Source organism: Burkholderia sp. AU33803, from assembly GCF_002223095.1.
In the GTDB taxonomy this organism is placed as follows: Bacteria; Pseudomonadota; Gammaproteobacteria; order Burkholderiales; family Burkholderiaceae; genus Burkholderia.
The window spans coordinates 149,501-166,513 of sequence record NZ_NKFJ01000004.1; the positions used below are offsets into that span (position 1 = coordinate 149,501).

General features: G+C 68.6%; 17 protein-coding genes. 3 read left to right on the forward strand and 14 right to left on the reverse strand.

The window, feature by feature from the left end; all coding sequences use genetic code 11:
- Window positions 1-12 precede the first annotated feature (12 nt).
- The gene (locus CFB41_RS03100; protein WP_089455588.1) at window positions 13-675 is read left to right on the forward strand and encodes a histidine phosphatase family protein; all 663 of its coding nucleotides are present in this window, start codon (window positions 13-15) and stop codon (window positions 673-675) included.
- Between the two features lie 60 nt (window positions 676-735).
- Here the strand turns inward: CFB41_RS03100 and CFB41_RS03105 are convergent, their stop codons facing one another.
- From CFB41_RS03105 to CFB41_RS03150, 10 genes are all read right to left on the reverse strand, one after another.
- Window positions 736-1,872 (reverse strand): ParB/Srx family N-terminal domain-containing protein, encoded by a 1,137-nt coding sequence (locus CFB41_RS03105; protein WP_373558610.1) that lies wholly within the window; start codon window positions 1,870-1,872, stop codon window positions 736-738.
- 143 nt (window positions 1,873-2,015) lie between these two features.
- Entirely contained in the window at window positions 2,016-2,969 is a 954-nt protein-coding gene (locus CFB41_RS03110; protein ID WP_089455589.1) for an oxygenase MpaB family protein, read from the reverse strand.
- Between the two features lie 24 nt (window positions 2,970-2,993).
- On the reverse strand, window positions 2,994-4,064 hold the full coding sequence (gene ruvB, locus CFB41_RS03115; protein WP_089430607.1) for a Holliday junction branch migration DNA helicase RuvB: 1,071 nt from the start codon (window positions 4,062-4,064) through the stop codon (window positions 2,994-2,996).
- A gap of 119 nt (window positions 4,065-4,183) precedes the next feature.
- Window positions 4,184-4,765, reverse strand: a complete 582-nt coding sequence (gene ruvA, locus CFB41_RS03120; protein ID WP_089439242.1) for a Holliday junction branch migration protein RuvA — start codon at window positions 4,763-4,765, stop codon at window positions 4,184-4,186.
- Window positions 4,766-4,957: 192 nt separating this feature from the next.
- The gene (ruvC, locus tag CFB41_RS03125) at window positions 4,958-5,500 is read right to left on the reverse strand and encodes a crossover junction endodeoxyribonuclease RuvC (protein ID WP_089455590.1); all 543 of its coding nucleotides are present in this window, start codon (window positions 5,498-5,500) and stop codon (window positions 4,958-4,960) included.
- Between the two features lie 150 nt (window positions 5,501-5,650).
- Window positions 5,651-7,216, reverse strand: coding sequence for a bifunctional phosphoribosylaminoimidazolecarboxamide formyltransferase/IMP cyclohydrolase (purH, locus tag CFB41_RS03130; protein WP_089430608.1), 1,566 nt, complete (start codon window positions 7,214-7,216; stop codon window positions 5,651-5,653).
- A 44-nt stretch (window positions 7,217-7,260) separates the two neighbouring features.
- Window positions 7,261-7,494, reverse strand: a complete 234-nt coding sequence (locus tag CFB41_RS03135) for a Fis family transcriptional regulator (protein WP_006476892.1) — start codon at window positions 7,492-7,494, stop codon at window positions 7,261-7,263.
- A complete protein-coding gene (gene dusB, locus CFB41_RS03140) occupies window positions 7,491-8,558 on the reverse strand; it encodes a tRNA dihydrouridine synthase DusB (protein ID WP_006497523.1) in 1,068 nt (355 codons plus the stop codon). The genes CFB41_RS03135 and dusB overlap by 4 nt, the downstream gene beginning before the upstream one ends.
- A 124-nt stretch (window positions 8,559-8,682) precedes the next feature.
- Window positions 8,683-9,870, reverse strand: a complete 1,188-nt coding sequence (locus CFB41_RS03145; RefSeq protein ID WP_089455591.1) for a UbiH/UbiF/VisC/COQ6 family ubiquinone biosynthesis hydroxylase — start codon at window positions 9,868-9,870, stop codon at window positions 8,683-8,685.
- A gap of 40 nt (window positions 9,871-9,910) precedes the next feature.
- Complete coding sequence (locus CFB41_RS03150) at window positions 9,911-11,296, reverse strand: aminopeptidase P N-terminal domain-containing protein (protein ID WP_089455592.1); 1,386 nt, start codon at window positions 11,294-11,296, stop codon at window positions 9,911-9,913.
- A 185-nt stretch (window positions 11,297-11,481) separates the two neighbouring features.
- On the opposite strand from CFB41_RS03150, the gene CFB41_RS03160 reads away from it, so the two are divergent.
- Complete coding sequence (locus CFB41_RS03160) at window positions 11,482-12,096, forward strand: glutathione S-transferase family protein (protein ID WP_089455593.1); 615 nt, start codon at window positions 11,482-11,484, stop codon at window positions 12,094-12,096.
- 112 nt (window positions 12,097-12,208) lie between these two features.
- Here CFB41_RS03160 and CFB41_RS03165 read toward each other — a convergent pair whose 3' ends face one another.
- Window positions 12,209-13,828, reverse strand: coding sequence for an FMN-binding glutamate synthase family protein (locus CFB41_RS03165; RefSeq protein WP_039361434.1), 1,620 nt, complete (start codon window positions 13,826-13,828; stop codon window positions 12,209-12,211).
- Between the two features lie 190 nt (window positions 13,829-14,018).
- Complete coding sequence (locus CFB41_RS03170; protein WP_089455594.1) at window positions 14,019-14,789, reverse strand: NAD(P)H-dependent oxidoreductase; 771 nt, start codon at window positions 14,787-14,789, stop codon at window positions 14,019-14,021.
- A gap of 74 nt (window positions 14,790-14,863) precedes the next feature.
- Here CFB41_RS03170 and CFB41_RS03175 point away from each other — a divergent pair, with 74 nt between their 5' ends.
- Window positions 14,864-15,238: a helix-turn-helix domain-containing protein gene (locus CFB41_RS03175; protein WP_089424511.1), complete on the forward strand. Its 375-nt coding sequence runs from the start codon at window positions 14,864-14,866 to the stop codon at window positions 15,236-15,238.
- Window positions 15,239-15,295: 57 nt separating this feature from the next.
- On the opposite strand, the gene mnmA is transcribed toward CFB41_RS03175, so the two are convergent.
- Window positions 15,296-16,444 carry a tRNA 2-thiouridine(34) synthase MnmA gene (gene mnmA / locus CFB41_RS03180; protein WP_089455595.1) on the reverse strand — a complete coding sequence of 383 codons (1,149 nt, stop codon included), beginning with the start codon at window positions 16,442-16,444 and terminating at the stop codon, window positions 15,296-15,298.
- Window positions 16,441-16,950: an NUDIX hydrolase gene (locus tag CFB41_RS03185; protein ID WP_089439248.1), complete on the reverse strand. Its 510-nt coding sequence runs from the start codon at window positions 16,948-16,950 to the stop codon at window positions 16,441-16,443. The genes mnmA and CFB41_RS03185 overlap by 4 nt, the downstream gene beginning before the upstream one ends.
- Window positions 16,951-17,013 lie beyond the last annotated feature (63 nt).

The following is a 17,013-nucleotide window of genomic DNA, read 5'->3' on the forward strand; positions in this document are numbered from 1 at the left end:
AGACGCACCGCGATGGCCACCACGCAGATTCTTTTCATCCGCCATGGCGAGACGGCCTGGAATCGCATCAAGCGCATCCAGGGTCATATCGACATCCCGCTGGCCGAAACGGGCCTCGAGCAGGCACAAAAGCTGGCCGTACGGCTCGCACGCGACGCGCGTGACGGTGCACGGCTCGACGCGATCTATTCGAGCGACTTGTTGCGTGCACAGCAGACCGCGCAGCCGTTCGCCGACGCGCTCGGGCTTACGCCGCGGCTGCGGGAAGGGCTGCGCGAGCGCTCGTACGGCCAGTTTCAGGGGCACGATAGCGCCGAGATCGAGACGTTGTTCCCCGACGCCTACGCGGCCTGGCAGACGCGCGACCCCGGCTTCGCGCCGGAGGGCGGCGAGTCGCAGCGCGAGTTCTACCACCGCGTGCTGCATGCGCTCGAACCGATCGTCGCCGAGCATCCGGGTGGCCGGATCGCGTGCGTCGCGCATGGTGGCGTGCTCGACTGCGTCTATCGTTTCGCGAACGGCATCGAGCTGTCGGCGCCGCGCAATTATCAGTTGCTCAACACGAGCATCAACGTCGTCGATTACGTCGATGGCCGCGCGCAGGTCGTGCAGTGGGCCGACGTGTCGCACCTGGACGCCACGAGCGACGACGACGGGTACCGCAAGGTGCTCTGAGCCGGCAGGCCCCGTCCGGCATCGCCGGCCGGGACTTCCTTCCTGCGTGGTGCCGGCTGCTTACTGCGGCAGCGCGTGGCGCGTCTTGTAGTCGAGCGCGTACGCGATCTTGCCGGGCTTGTCCGCCGTGATCGGCTGGCGCAGCTTGTCGAATTCCCCCTTGTTGTATTTCTTCCCGCCGTTGATCGCGTCCGCGCGCCCGAGGTCGGCGCCCGTCTTGCCGTCGATCACCGGGTCCGTGGCCGCGACCATGCGCGTCGACGCATTCCAGACCGCGTTCAGGTAGCCGGTGTCGGCCTTCGCCGGATCCGGGTCGGTCGTGCCGGCGCGCGTCAGGTCATAGCCGGCGAGCGCGAACGTGCCCGGTTGCGCGCGCAGCCAGTCGGCCCAGTAGAACTCGAGATAGTCGGTGGCTTGTGCGGGCTTGCTGTAGCCGATATCACGCGTGAAATAGACGAGCGAGCGGTAGCGATCGTTCGTCATCCCGAGTTTCAGGCCGAGCCCGGTCGGCAATTGCGCGGTCGTGATCGGCTTGCCTTCGCCATTCTTGAGGCGCAGATAGCCGCGGCTCTGCATCTGCTGCCAGAACGCGTCGCCCGAGTAGTCGCTGAGGTTGTCCTTGACGACGACGTGCACGTGCAGCGCGGGGCCGCCGTCGGGCGTCTCGTAGTAGGTCGACAGGCCGTGGTGGCCGTCGGTCAGGTACAGCGCATCGCCGTTCGGGCCGATCACGACCGGGTTCAGCACCGAGCGGTCGCGGGCGTTCGCGTCGGTCGTCGTGCACGTGTAGCTCGCGGGCTCGCGCAGCACCGACTTGGTCGTGTAGCCGCTCGACGCGATGCCGCCGAGGCCTTCGTCCGCGCAGAAGTCGTCGAATTTCTTGTCGGGCTGCAGTTCGTAGCGGCCGAGCTTGTAATAGATCTGGTCGTAGCCGATCGCGCCTTGCGTCGGATGGAGGTCGCCGAGCGTCACGTCGATCAGGTCGCCCGCGCGCGCGGCCTTCCACTTGCCCGGTTGCGGCGTGACGGTGGCGGGCGGCGTCGGGGCAGGCGTGGTCGGGGTGCCGCCGGACGGCGTTTGCGCGTCCGAACGCGCGACGGCGGTGACATCGTCGCCTCCGCAGGCGGTGAGGGCGAAGACGGTGGACAGGCTGGCGGCAAGGGCGAATCGGATCGGCAGGCGTGGCATCGCGGGCATCGGGTGTCGGTCGGGTGGGCGGGACACCGCGCAGGTCACGGACGGGCGGCACGTCTGGCCCGTGCAACCGTGCACGGGTGCAAGCCCGTCAGCTTGTCACAGGTATTTGACAGTAAATTGAAATGATAAGAGGAAGCGAATCGTCAGGCAGGCGGGGTGCTGTCGGGCGGTGTCGCAGTGGCGCGGCGGCGCGCACGTTTTGATGCGCCGTTCACGAGCGCCCAGCGCAGCACGGGCGCGACGACCCGGATGCCGGGCCGCACCACCGCGCGGCGCAGCGGCGCGAACGCCGACACGCCGAGCATGCGTTGCGCCCACGGCGGCAGCAGGTCGATGCCCGCGTGCATCACCAGCGACGCGGCGGGCCGCAGCGCGGGCTTCGCGACCGGCACGTTCAGCAGGATGGACATCACGTCGAACGTGCGCGGCCCGGCTTCGAGCTCGGGCTGCATGCGCGCGAGATAGGCGGCCACCTCGGCACGCGAACGGGGCACCTCGTGTGCGCCGAGCAGCTCGGCGACCAAGGCCGTTTCGGCGTAGTAGCGGTCCTGCAACTCGCCCGGCAGTGCGGGATTCACATAGCGCAGGTGCGCGGCGAGGAAGCTCGACACTTCCGCGACATGCACCCAGGTCAGCAACGCCGGATCGTCGGCGCGGTATGGGCGGCCGTCCGGCGCGGTGCCCGAGATGTGTGCGTGGATCGATTTCACGCGCTCGATCAGCGCAAGTGCGTCCGCGCGACTGCCGAACGTCGTACCGGTGATGAACGTGGCGGTGCGTCGCAAGCGGCCGAGGATGTCGGTGCGGAACGACGAGTGATCCCAGACGCCCGCGAGCGCGAGCGGGTGAAGCGCCTGCAGCAGCAGCGCCGCGATGCCGCCCGTCATCATCGACGTGAAGTCGGCGTGCACGCGCCAGCAGATGGCCTCGGGACCGAACAGCCCGGGGTCGCCCGGCGGCGAAGAGAGGTCGAGTGACGGGCCGCCGCCGCCCGCTGTCAGGTGCGTGACGCCGGCCACGAGCCGCTTGCGGATCGGCTCGGCCCAGCGCGGGCCCGGTGCGGGTGCGACGGGGCGGGAGCTGGGTGGCGTCGTCATGGCGGGGGCGGCTCGGGCGACGGGTTACTTCCCGTCGGGGGTATCCCACTCGCCGCGTTCGGTGCGGCCGGTGTCGGGCACGGAAAGCCCGAAGTGGCGATACGTGAGCAGCGTCGCGACGCGCCCGCGCGGCGTGCGCTGCAGGAAGCCCTGCTGGATCAGGTACGGCTCGAGTACGTCCTCGATCGTGTCGCGCTCTTCGCCGATCGCCGCCGCGAGGTTGTCGATACCGACCGGGCCGCCGTCGAACTTGTACAGGATCGCCTCGAGCAGCTTGCGGTCCATCAGGTCGAAGCCGACCGGATCGACGTCGAGCATCGCGAGCGCGGCATCGGCGACGGCCGCGGTGATCTGGCCGTCGGCCTTCACTTCCGCGAAGTCACGCACGCGGCGCAGCAGCCGGTTCGCGATCCGCGGCGTGCCGCGCGAACGCTTCGCGATTTCGAGCGCGCCGTTCGGATCGATCTGCGCGTTCAGCAGCGACGCCGAGCGCCGCACGATGCGCGACAGTTGATCGGCATCGTAGAACTCGAGGCGCGCGACGATGCCGAAACGATCGCGCAGCGGGTTGGTCAGCATCCCGGCGCGGGTGGTGGCGCCGACCAGCGTGAACGGCTGCAGGTCGAGCTTCACGCTGCGCGCGGCCGGCCCTTCGCCGATCATGATGTCGATCTGGTAATCCTCGAGTGCCGGATACAGGATTTCCTCGACGACCGGCGACAGCCGGTGGATCTCGTCGATGAACAGCACGTCGTTCGCTTCGAGGTTCGTCAGCAGCGCGGCGAGATCGCCCGCGCGCTCGAGCACGGGGCCCGACGTCTGGCGCAGGTTCACACCCATCTCCCGCGCGATGATGTGCGCGAGCGTCGTCTTGCCGAGGCCCGGCGGCCCGAACAGCAGCACGTGGTCGAGCGGCTCGGAGCGGCGCTTGGCCGCTTCGATGAAGATCTCGAGCTGGCCGCGCACCTTTTCCTGGCCGACGTAGTCGTCGAGCTGGCGCGGCCGCAGCGCACGTTCGAACACCTCCTCGTGCGACGAGGCGGGCGTGGCGGCGATGATCCGCTGCTCGGTGGCGAGTTTGTCGGTTTCAATCATGCGGCCATTGTACCGCGCGCCGCGGTCCCGCCCACCTGGCCGAACGGCCGACTGGCGAGCGTTGCGCGGCTGCGCGACACTGGCTTCAACGCACCGGTGGGCGGCCCGTCAGGCGGGCGTTACCCCTTCGACAGCGCTTTCAGTGCGAGCTTGATGCCTTCGGATACGCCGGTGCCGGCCGGCACGTTCTTGATCGCGGCAAGCCCTTCCTTTTCGGAATAGCCGAGCGCGAGCAGCGCGTTGAGGATGTCGGTCGCGTGGTCGGACGGCGACGCTGCGCCGGCGAGCGCGCCGAGATCGGCGCCGAGCTTGCCCTTCAATTCGAGCAGCAGGCGTTCGGCCGTCTTCTTGCCGATGCCGGGCAGGCGCGTGAGGCGCGCGGCGTCCTGCATCGTCACGGCCTGCGCGAGCTCCTGCACGCTCATGCCGGACAGCACGGCGAGCGCCATGCGCGCGCCGATGCCGGTGATCTTCAGCAGCTCGCGGAAGGTCGTGCGCTCCTGCGGCGTCAGGAAGCCGTACAGCAGGTGCGCGTCCTCGCGGACGATCTGCTGCGTGAGCAGCACGACGCGCTCGCCCGTTTGCGGCAGGTTGTAGAAGGTGCTCATCGGCACGTCGATTTCGTAGCCGACGCCGTTGCAGTCGACGAGCAGGTGGGGCGGGTTCTTTTCGAGCAGGATGCCGGCGATGCGACCGATCATGGATGGCTTGATGCGAGGAAGAAAGCGCGAGTGTAGCGCACGTGCGGCGCGATGCCGATGGGCGCGGCCGTCAGGCCGAAGCGGCGCGTGTCGCGGGCGTGCCGCGTGCGGGTAAAACGGTCAAGGTGGCCGGCGCAGCCAAAGGGGGCAACGCAGTCGAGCCGGCGCGCCGGGCCGCGATGCGCGCCGGTGTCAGCCGACCAGCCGCCCGCGCCGCACGCGCAACCCTTTCTTCGCGAGCGCCGGCGCGAGGCTGCCGAGCGTGCTGAGCGTATCGCCGCCGTGCGCGTGGCAGATCGCCATGCCGAGCGCGTCGGCCGCGTCGGAGCCCGGTTGTCCCGAGAGGTTGAGCAGCCGCGTGACCATTTCCTGCATCTGCGTCTTGGTCGCGCGGCCGTAGCCGACCACGGCCTGCTTGAGCTGCAGCGCCGTGTATTCGGCGACCGGCAGGCCACCCGCGACGAGGCCGCAGATCGCGGCGCCGCGCGCCTGGCCGAGCAGCAGCGTCGACTGCGGGTTCACGTTGACGAACACCTTTTCGATCGCGGCCTGGTCGGGGGCGTGCTCGCGCACGATGGTCGAGACGCCCTGGAAGATCGTGCCGAGCCGGGTGGCCAGGTCGGCCGTCGGCGTGCGGATCACGCCGCTCGTGACATAGGCGAGCCGGTGGCCGCTGACGTCGATGACGCCGAAGCCGGTGACGCGCAGGCCGGGGTCGATGCCGAGAATTCGCATGAGTGAGGAGAGTGGCGTGATGCAGCGATACTACAACGATTGGTGCGGCAAGCCGGTCGCCCGGTCGTGCGCGAAGGCGCCGCGCAATAAAAAACCCGGCGGGGGGATGCCGCCGGGTTGTCGTGCAGCGGCCGCGCGGGCCGCATGCGATCAGTGACGGAAGTGGCGCACGCCCGTCAGGACCATCGCGATGCCGTGCTCGTCGGCCGCCGCGATCACTTCGTCGTCGCGCATCGAGCCGCCCGGCTGGATCACGCAGGTCGCGCCGGCTGCCACGACGACGTCGAGGCCGTCGCGGAACGGGAAGAACGCATCCGATGCGACTGCCGAACCGGCCAGCGTCAGGCCGGCGTTCTGCGCCTTGATGCTCGCGATGCGCGCGGAATCGACACGGCTCATCTGGCCTGCGCCGACGCCGAGCGTCATGCCGTTGCCGCAGAACACGATCGCGTTCGACTTCACGTACTTCGCGACGCGCCATGCGAACAGCAGGTCGTCCATTTCCTTCGCGGTCGGCTGGCGCTTCGTGACGACGCGCAGCTCGCTCGGTTGCACGTTGCGCGAATCGAGCGACTGCACGAGCAGGCCGCCGCCCACGCGCTTCAGGTCGAATGCGTTATGACCTTCGCCGAGCGCGATCTCGAGCAGGCGCACGTTCTGCTTCGCGGCGAACACCTGCTTCGCGGCGTCGGAGAACGACGGTGCGATCAGCACTTCGACGAACTGCTTCGCGACGGCCTGGGCAGCCGCTTCGTCGACTTCGCGGTTGAACGCGATGATGCCGCCGAATGCCGACGTCGGGTCGGTCTGGAATGCCTTCGCGTATGCGTCGGCCGAATCGTTGCCGACCGCGACGCCGCACGGGTTCGCGTGCTTGATGATCACGCACGCCGGTGCGTCGAACGTCTTCACGCATTCCCACGCCGCGTCGGAATCGGCGATGTTGTTGTACGACAGTTCCTTGCCCTGCAGCTGGCGGTAGTTCGCCAGCGCGCCGGCCGGCGTCGCGAGGTCGCGGTAGAACGCGGCGCTCTGGTGCGGGTTCTCGCCGTAGCGCAGGTCCTGCACCTTGTCGAACGCCAGGTTCAGCGTGGCCGGGTACGCGTTGCGCGACGCGTGCTTCAGCTCGTCGGTCAGGCTCGTCAGGTAGTTCGTGATCGCGCCGTCGTATTGCGCGGTGTGCGCGAACACCTTCGTCGCGAGGCGGAAGTTGGTCGCGTAGCCGACCGCATTGCCGTTCGCCTTCATTTCATCGAGCACGACCGCGTAATCGGCCGGATCGACGACGACCGTCACGTCGCGGTGGTTCTTCGCGGCCGAGCGCAGCATCGTCGGGCCGCCGATGTCGATGTTCTCGATCGCGTCGGCGAGCGTGCAGTCGTCCTTCGCGATCGTCGCGACGAACGGGTACAGGTTCACGACGAGCAGGTCGATCGTCGGGATGCCGTGCTGTTCCAGCGCCTGCATGTGCTCGGGCAGGTCGCGGCGGGCGAGGATGCCGCCGTGCACCTTCGGGTGGAGCGTCTTCACGCGCCCATCGAGCATTTCCGGGAAGCCCGTGTAATCGGCCACTTCGGTCACGGGCAGGCCGGCGTCGGCGAGGAGTTTCGCGGTGCCGCCCGTCGACAGCAGCTTGACGCCGAGGTCGGACAGCGACTTCGCGAAGTCGACGATGCCGGTCTTGTCGGAAACGGAAATGAGCGCTTGCTTGATCATGATGGAACCACCAATAGCCAGGGAAACGGGGACGGGACGGCCGCCTACAGCAGGCCGTGCTGCTGCAGCTTCTTGCGCAGCGTATTGCGATTGATGCCGAGGTACTCCGCGGCGAGCGACTGGTTGCCGCCGGCCTGTACGAGCACGACCTCGAGCATCGGCTTTTCGACGCAGGACATCACCATTTCATAGACGTCGTGCGGATTGGAGCCGTCTAGATCCCGGAAATACACGTCCAGGCTCTCGCGGACACATTGTTCGATGTTGTGCTTGCTCATGCTGCTAACTGGTTATGGTCGTCCGACTCGCCCTGGCCGTTTTCCTCTTCGTCATCGACGTAGACGAGGTGGTCCGACAGCGCCTTTTGCGCCTCGAAGAAGGCATTGACGGCGGCGAGCTGCTCGCGGGTGGAATCGAGCGTGTTCATCCTGTGCCGGAACCCGTTGGCACCGGAAAGGCCGCGAGTGTACCAGCCGATGTGCTTGCGCGCAGTACGGACTCCCGTGAATTCACCATAGAAAGCGTAGTGGTCTTCCAGGTGTTCGTTCATCACGTGCTGGATCTCGTCGATCCGCGGCGGGGGCAGCAGCTCGCCGGTTTGCAGGAAATGATCGATTTCGCGGAACAGCCAGGGCCGACCTTGCGCGGCACGACCGATCATCAGCGCGTCGGCGCCGGTGGCGTCGAGCACGGCCTTCGCCTTCGCGGGCGACGTGATGTCGCCGTTCGCGACCACCGGAATCCGCACGGCCGCCTTCACGGCCGCGATGGTGTCGTATTCGGCATCGCCGCGGTACAGGTCGGCGCGCGTGCGGCCGTGCACGGTGAGCATCGAGATGCCGGCGGCTTCGGCCAGGCGCGCGACCGTGATCGCGTTCTTGTGCTCGCGATCCCAGCCGGTGCGGATCTTCAGCGTGACGGGCACCGCATCGGGCCCCGTGCCGACCGCCGCGACGACGGCCTCGACGATGCGCTGCACGAGCGGCTCGTTCTGCAGCAGCGCGGAGCCGGCCGCGACGTTGCAGACCTTCTTTGCCGGGCAGCCCATGTTGATGTCGATGATCTGCGCGCCGTTGTCGACGTTGTAGCGGGCCGCTTCGGCCATCATCGCGGGATCGGCGCCGGCGATCTGGACCGCAATCGGTTCCACCTCGCCTTCGTGGTTCGCGCGCCGCATCGTCTTCGCGCTCTTCCACAGCTGCGCGTTGGACGCGACCATCTCGGACACGGCGTAACCGGCGCCCAGCCGCTTGCAGAGCTGGCGGAACGGACGATCCGTCACGCCGGCCATCGGGGCGACGAACAGGTTGTTACGCAATACGTGAGGGCCGATAACGGGCATCGCAATGGCACCGCCCGCGGCGGGCGCGGGCAGGGAAAGGGCAGAGGGAAACGCGCATTTTACCGTATTCCCATGCCCCGCCGATTTGACCCGGTTTGAGCGGCGCGACTGGGCGCGCCGCGGGTCAGTTGCGCTGGCCGAACATCATCTGGCGCGCGATCACCTTCTTGAGCGGCGGTACGAACTCGAGCGCGGTGAGCGCCGCGCCGCGCAGCAGCGGGAGCGGGCCCGAGTCGATCGTGAACAGGCGCGCCAGCGTGTCGGTTGCGCCGATCGTGAAGCGCCGGTCGAGTGCGCGGCGCGCGTTGAAGGTGGCGAGCGCGGTGGCTTCGAAGCCTTGCGCGGACAGCGTGTCGACGAGCGTATGCGCATCGCGCAGCCCGAGGTTGAGCCCCTGGCCCGCGACGGGGTGCAGGGTCTGCGCGGCATTGCCGACGATCGCGACGCGGCCGTTGACGAGCGTTTGCGCGGCGGTCAGGCCGAGCGGGAACGAGGCGCGGCCCGCGATCGCGACGAAGGCGCCCATGCGTTCGCCGAATGCGCGGCCGAGCTCGCGCAGGAACGCATCGTCGGGCAGCGCGGCACGGCGCGCCGCTTCGTCGGGCGTGCAGCACCAGACGAGCGCATACTCGGCCTGGCGCGGCCCGCCGAGCGGCAACAGCGCGAGCGGGCCTTCGTGCGTGAAGCGTTCCCACGCGACGTTCGGGCGCGGCGCGGATACCGTGACCGTGCCGACGATCGCGGTCTGCCCGTAGTCGCGGCGATGTTTGCCGGCGTCGGCCTGCTGTTCGTGGAACAGCCCGCCTTCGGCATTGATGACGACGCGTGCGCGCAGCGTGCGCGCGCCCTGCGGGCCGTCGAGCGTCAGCGTGACGCCGTCGGCATCCTGCTGCGGCGCACGCGCGGTGGTCGACGTGAGCCAGTCGACGCGCGTGCCGCGCACGGCGCCCGCGAGCGCCTGCACGAGCGAGCCGTAACGCACGACATAGCCGAGCGCGGCAACGTCGTGTTCGTCGCGGTCGATCAGCGTGCGGCCGAAATGGCCGCGCTGCGACACGTGGATATGTTCGATCGGCGTCGCGTCGGCGGGCCACGCGAGCGTGTCGAGCAGCACACGGCTGCCGTGCGACACGGCGATCGCGCGCGGATCGTTCGCGCTCGCGGCCGGTTCGCGTGCATCGAGCAGTGCGATCGATGCGTGCTGCGTGGCGCTGCGGCGCGCGAGCCAGCCGGCGAGCGCGAGCCCGACGGGGCCCGCGCCGACGATGGCGAGATCGTAGTCCGGCGTGGCCGGGGAGGAGGCGGTCGTCATCTTGATTCGTGAAACGGAGGTAACGGTCGGCGGCAGCCGGTCATGCGCCCGCGCGCATCAGCGCTTCGATCTCGTCCGCCGCGACGGGTACGCCGCGCGTGATCAGCTCGCAGCCGTGCTCGCGCACGATCGCGTCGTCCTCGATGCGGATGCCGATGTTCCAGTACTCGGGCGGCACGTCGTCGGCGGCGCGCACGTACAGGCCGGGCTCGATCGTCAGCGTCATGCCGGCTTTCAGCGTGCGCCACGGCAGCACGCCGTTGCCGTCACGCTCGGCGAGCCGCTCGCGGTAGTCGCCGCAATCGTGCACGTCCATGCCGATCCAGTGGCCGGTGCGATGCATGTAGAAGCGTGCGTAGGCGCGCTCGGCGATCACGTCGTCGACGGTCGAGAAGCGCGTTTTCGGGAGGATGCCGGTGTCGAGCAGCCCCTGCGCGAGCACGCGCACGGCGGCGTCGTGCGGCGCCTCGAACGGCACGCCGGCGCGCGTCGCGTCGATCGCGGCCTGCTGCGCGGCGAGCACGATGTCGTACAGCGTGCGCTGCGCGGGCGAGAAGCGCCCGTTGGCCGGGAACGTGCGCGTGATGTCCGACGCGTAGCCGTCGAGTTCGCACGCGGCGTCGATCAGGATCAGGTCGCCATCTTTCGCGGCCGCGTTGCCGGCCGGGTAGTGCAGCACGCACGCGTTCGCGCCGGCCGCGACGATCGAGCCGTACGCGGGCGACTGCGCGCCGTGCTTGCGGAACACATACAGCAATTCGGCTTCGAGTTCGTATTCGCGGATACCGGGGCGGCACGCCTGCATCGCGCGGCGGTGCGCAAGGGCGGAGATGTGCGCGGCGCGCATCATGATCGCGAGCTCGTGCTCGTCCTTCACGAGCCGCATGTCGTCGAGCAGCGGCGTGAGGTCGAGCATCGCGTCCGGCGCGGCGACGCCCGTGCGCGCCAGCGCGCGCACCGCGTCGAGCCAGCCCGCGAGCCGGCGCTCGAAGTCGGCCGATGCGCCGAACCGGTAGTGCACGGTGCCCGCGTCGGCGAGCAGCCGCGGCATCTCGGTATCGATCACGTCGACCGCGAATGCCGCGTCGAAGCCGAACGCGTCGCGCGCGGCTTCGGGCCCGTAATGGAAGCCTTCCCAGATTTCGCGGTCGGCATTCTTGCCGCGGCAGAACAGGATCGACTCCGGCGCGCCGTGCGGTGCGGCCGCGTTCAGCACGAGCACGGCATCCGGCTCGCTGAAGCCCGTCAGGTAGTGGAAGTAGCTGTCGAACCGGTACGGATAGTCCGTATCGCGGTTGCGCGGCACTTCCGGCGCGGTGGGGACGATGGCGACGCCGCCGCCAGCGGCACGCAGTGCGGCAAGCACGCGTTCACGGCGCTGGCGGTAGACGTCGACGGCGATGGCGGTATCGAGGGGCGCGTTCATTCGTGCGATTGTAGCGCCGCGGGACGCCATGCGTGAGAGAGGGGGGCGGGAAGCCGCCCCGGAAGGCCCGCGCGGCGGTTGTTGCAAACCATCCACAGGCCGTCCGGGCGATTTTCTGTCGCGCGACGCCGGCCGGTTATGATCGGCGACAACGTATACTCTCGGCGGTTCCCTTAAAAAGGCAGATGATGAAATTAATCGGTTCGCTCAGCAGCCCGTACGTCCGCAAGGCGCGGATCGTGCTGGCTGAAAAGAAGATCGACTACAAGCTGGAGCTCGAGAACGTGTGGGCGCCGGAGACGGATATTCATGCGTCGAATCCGCTCGGCAAGGTTCCGTGCCTCGTGATGGAAGATGGTGCCGCGGTGTTCGATTCCCGCGTGATCTGCGAATACGTCGATACGCTGTCGCCGGTCGGCAAGCTGATTCCGCCGTCGGGCCGCGAGCGCCTCGAGGTGCGGTGCTGGGAAGCGCTGGGCGACGGCGTGATCGACGCGGCGGTTACGATTCGCGTCGAACATACGATGCGTGACGAGGCGCAGCGCAGCGCGAGCTGGATCGCGCGCCAGCAACGCAAGATCGACGACGGCCTCGTCGCGATGTCGCAGGGCCTCGGCGGCAAGACGTGGTGCGTCGGTAATCATTACACGCTCGCCGACATCGCACTCGGCTGCGCGCTCGGCTATCTCGACTTCCGGATGCCCGAGCTCAACTGGCGCGATCGCCACCCGAACCTCGACAAGCACTTCGCGAAGCTGCTGCAGCGGCCGTCGTTCGCCGATACGCTGCCGCAAAACTGAACCGCACGCGACGCATTCACGCGTTTCACGCATTCGGCAGACAAAAGAAAAGCGCCCCGCGGGGCGCTTTTCTTTTTGCCGGGCCGCCCCGCAGCGGGGGCGGTGGCCCGCGTCATTCGATCGACGCGTACACGGCTTCGCCGAGCGTGAACGAATCGCTGCGCGCAATCGGCCACCACTTGTCGTACAGCGAGAAGCCGCAGGTCTGGCCGTCGAGCAGCGCGCCGGGCTTCAGGTACTTCAGCAACTGCGACATCAGCCGCACTTCATGCGGCGCGACCCGCTGCACGATGTGATGCGCGCGCAGCTCGGACGGATGCGCGAGGCCGGCCGCCTGCACGAGTTCCTGCAACGCATGCAGCGTATTGCGGTGGAAGTTGTACACGCGCTCGGCCTTGTCGGGCACGACGAGCGCGCGCTGGCGCACCGGGTCCTGCGTCGCGACGCCGGTCGGGCAGCGATCGGTGTGGCAGTGCTGCGCCTGGATACAGCCGACCGCGAACATGAAGCCGCGCGCCGAGTTCACCCAGTCCGCGCCGATCGCGAGCGTACGCGCGATGTCGAACGCGGTGATGATCTTGCCGCTCGCGCCGAGCTTCACGCGATCGCGCACGCCGATCCCGACGAGCGTGTTGTGCACGAGCAGCAGCCCTTCCTGCAGCGGTACGCCGACGTGGTCGGTGAATTCGAGCGGCGCCGCGCCCGTGCCGCCTTCCGCGCCGTCGACGACGATGAAGTCCGGCACGATGCCGGTTTCGAGCATCGCCTTCGCGATCCCGAAGAATTCCCACGGATGGCCGATGCACAGCTTGAAGCCGGTCGGCTTGCCGCCCGACAGCGTGCGCAGCCGTTCGACGAATTCGAGCAGCCCGCGCGGCGTCGAGAACTCCGAATGCGTCGCGGGCGAGATGCAGTCCTTGCCCATCGGCACGCCGCGCGTCTCGGCGATTTCCGGCGTGATCTTCGCGGCCGGCAGCACGCCGCCGTGGCCGGGCTTCGCGCCCTGCGACAGCTTCACCTCGATCATCTTGACCTGCGGATCGGCGGCCTGCTTCGCGAACTTGTCGGGGTTGAAGGTGCCGTCGTCGTTGCGGCAGCCGAAGTAGCCGGACGCGATTTCCCAGATGATGTCGCCGCCATTCTCGCGGTGGTACTTCGACAGCGAGCCTTCGCCCGTGTCGTGCGCGAAACCGCCTTTCTTCGCGCCGAGGTTCAGCGAGCGGATCGCGTTCGCGGACAGCGAGCCGAAGCTCATCGCCGAGATGTTGAAGATCGAAATGTCGTACGGTTGCGCACGGTTCGCGCCGACGCGGATGCGGAAATCGTGGTTCGGCAGCTTCGTCGGCGCGAGCGAGTGGCTGATCCATTCGTGCGCGACGGCCTTCACGTTCAGCTCGGTGCCGTACGGGCGGTTGTCGGCGACGTTCTTCGCGCGCTGGTAGACGAGGCTGCGCTGCGCGCGCGAGAACGGCTTCTCGTCGGTGTCGTCCTCGACGAAGTACTGGCGGATTTCAGGTCGGATGAATTCGAACAGGAAGCGGAAGTGGCCCCAGAGCGGGTAGTTGCGCAGGATCGCGTGGCGGTCCTGCTTCAGGTCGTACAGGCCGAGCGCGACGAGGGCGGCCGGGATCACGAGCCACAGCCACGCGATCGTGTGCCGGGCGGCGAGCGCCGCGACGGCCACGAACAGCAGGACCGCGCACCACATCGCGATATAGCGTCGGGAAAACATGGGGACTCCATCGTAATTGTCTGGGTGGCCGTCACGTCGCCAGGATCGCGCGGCGGCCGGCAGGTCGGCGCCCGAGGCATCGCGCAGGCCCGGCGGGCATGCTGCCCGTGCCGTACCCGCCGCCGCCGGCGCCCACGATGGTCGAGAGTCTACTACGGGTGTCGTGAAGCTCGCGTTGCCGAGCCGGCGGCTACCGGCCGGCCTCGGCCGGGCGGATGAACGGGCTGTACGCCGGGGTGCCGGGCTTCAGCCGGGCGTCGTCGTCGAAGTCCTCGTCGCGGTTGAACGGCACGCGCGGCCACGCGGGCCAGTCGCGCAGCCGCGTGCGGTAGTCGACGAGGCAGCGTGCGAGGCGCGCGTCCTGCCGCCGCGCGGCGTCGCCCGCCAGGCCGCCGCGGACGTCGTGGATCAGGTGCGGTTCGAGCACGTCGAAGCCGACGTAGCGCAGCGCGTACATGATCGGCCACAGCAGCAGGCGGGTATCGCCTTCACGGCCATCGGGCGCGCAGGCGGCGGCCGACGAGCCGGTCGTGACGCTCAGCAACGCGCGCCGCCCTTGCAGCACGCCGCGATCGTGGCGCTGCCGGCTGCTGTAAAGGCCGCCGTAGACGAAGACGCGATCCATCCAGCCCTTCAGGATCGCGGGCGCGCCGAACCACCACAGCGGGAACTGGAGGATCAGCGCATCGGCTTGCTTCAGCAGGCCGACGTGATGCGCGATCTCGGGCGCGAGCGTGCCGCGTTCCCAGTGATGGCGCTGCTCGCGCTGCGCGTCGAAGCGGGCGGTGTCGAGCCGGTCTGCGTAATGGTGCGGCGCTTCGCGCGGGTCGAACGCGTCTGCGTACAGGTTCGCGACCGTCGCGGTATCGCCGCCGGCGCGCCAGGCGTCGGCCGCCGCGCTGGCGAGGGTGGCGTTGAACGACTGCGGTTCGGGATGGGCGACGACGATCAGCGCATGCATGGCGGGCTCCGGGAGTGTGCGACGATGATGGCCGGCGGCGGTGGGGCCGCGCAATCACGCACCCGGAGGTAACCATGGCATTTCCCGGCGACGTCTATGCGGCGGACTGCTCGGCGCGCGATGCGCTCGCGCTGGTCGCCGGCAAATGGTCGCTGCTGATCCTGCCGGCGCTGGCCGAGCGGCCGCTGCGCAATGGCGAGCTGCTCAAGCGTATCGGCGGGATTTCCCAGAAGGTGCTGACGCAGACGCTGCGCGAGCTGGAGCGCAACGGGCTGATCGAACGCATCGCGGTGGCGGCGCGGCGCGCACACGTCGAGTACCGGTTGACGGCGGTGGCGGGGTCGCTCGTGGAGACGCTCGTGGCGCTCGACCGCTGGGCCGAGCGCCATTTTCCCGAGCTGGACGCGGCGCGCGAGCGCTACGACGCGTCGGTACGGAACATGCGATGAGCGGCGCGGCCGCGTCCGGCCGGCGCCCGCTTGCGCGGCGGCGCCGGCGGCAGTGCGTCAGCGGGCGAGCGCGAGGGCCGGTGCTTCGTTCGACTGCACGTTGCCGGACAGCGCGGATTCGATGATCCCGCCGCCGAGGCAGATCTCGCCGTCGTACAGCACGGCGGACTGGCCGGGCGTGACGGCCCACTGCGCGTCGTTGAACGCAAGCGAGAAGCGCGCTTCGCCCGCCGGGCCGGGCGTGGCGGCGCCGAATGCGCACGCCGCGTCGGCCTGCCGGTAGCGCGTCTTCGCACCGCACGCGAAACCTTCGGCTGGCGGTTCGCCGGCGACCCAGCTCACGTTGCCCGCGACCAGCTCGCGCGCCAGCAGCCACGGATGATCGTGGCCCTGCACGACGTACAGCGTGTTCGACGCGATGTCCTTCGCGGCGACGAACCACGGATCGCCGTTGCCGGTCTTGCTGCCGCCGAGGCCGATGCCCTTGCGCTGGCCGAACGTGTAGAACGCGAGGCCGATATGCTCGCCGACGACCTTGCCGTCCGGCGTCTTCATCGGGCCGGGTTTCGTCGGCAGATAGCGGTTCAGGAAATCGCGGAACGGCCGTTCGCCGATGAAGCAGATGCCGGTCGAATCCTTCTTCTTCGCGTTCGGCAGCCCGATCTGCGCGGCGATCTCGCGCACCTTCGTCTTCGGGATCTCGCCGAGCGGGAACATCGTCTTCGACAGCTGCGCCTGGTTCAGCCGGTGCAGGAAGTACGACTGGTCTTTCGTATGATCGAAGGCCTTCAGCAGTTCGAAACGCCCGTCACGCTCGCGCACGCGCGCATAGTGGCCGGTCGCGATCATTTCCGCGTCGAGCGACATCGCGTGATCGAGGAACGCCTTGAACTTGATCTCGGCGTTGCACAGCACGTCGGGATTCGGCGTGCGGCCGGCCGAGTATTCGCGCAGGAATTCGGCGAACACGCGGTCCTTGTATTCGGCCGCGAAGTTGACGGCTTCCACGTCGATGCCGATCAGGTCGGCCACCGACACGACGTCGATCCAGTCCTGGCGCGTCGAGCAGTATTCGCCGTCGTCGTCGTCTTCCCAGTTCTTCATGAACAGGCCGACCACGTCGTAACCCTGTTCCTTCAGCAGCCACGCGGTCACCGACGAATCGACGCCGCCCGACATGCCCACCACTACACGGCGCTTGCTCATTTGTTGACCGCCTGACGTTCGAATGCTTCGGGGCGCGGCGCGACCGAATGCGTGTGCACGAAATCGAGCGGAATGCGCCGCCCGGCGAGGTAATCGTCGACGCAGCGCATCACCGCGGGCGAGCGATGACGCTCGCCGCACGCGCGCAGCTCGTCGGCGGTCATCCACAGCGTGCGGACGATGCCGTCGTCGAGCACGTGGCCTGCGATCGGCTCGCTGGCCGTGCCGCAGAACGTGAAGCGCAGGTAGGTCGCGCCGGCGGTGCCGGGGCGGTCGTAGTGCGCGAGATAGACGCCGACGAGCGCGTCGGGCGTGAACGGGTGCGCGGTTTCCTCGAGCGTTTCTCGGATCACGGCGTCGGCCAGCGTTTCGCCGGCTTCGAGATGGCCTGCCGGCTGGTTGATGCGCAGGCCCGACGAGGTTTCTTCCTCGATCATGAGAAAGCGGCCGGCGTGCTCGACGAGCGCGGCGACCGTCACATGCGGGGTCCAGATTTCGGGTTTCATGGTTCGGCATTTTACCGGTTGCGCCCGAACGCTGCCGGTCGCTGCGCTAAACGAATCAGACCC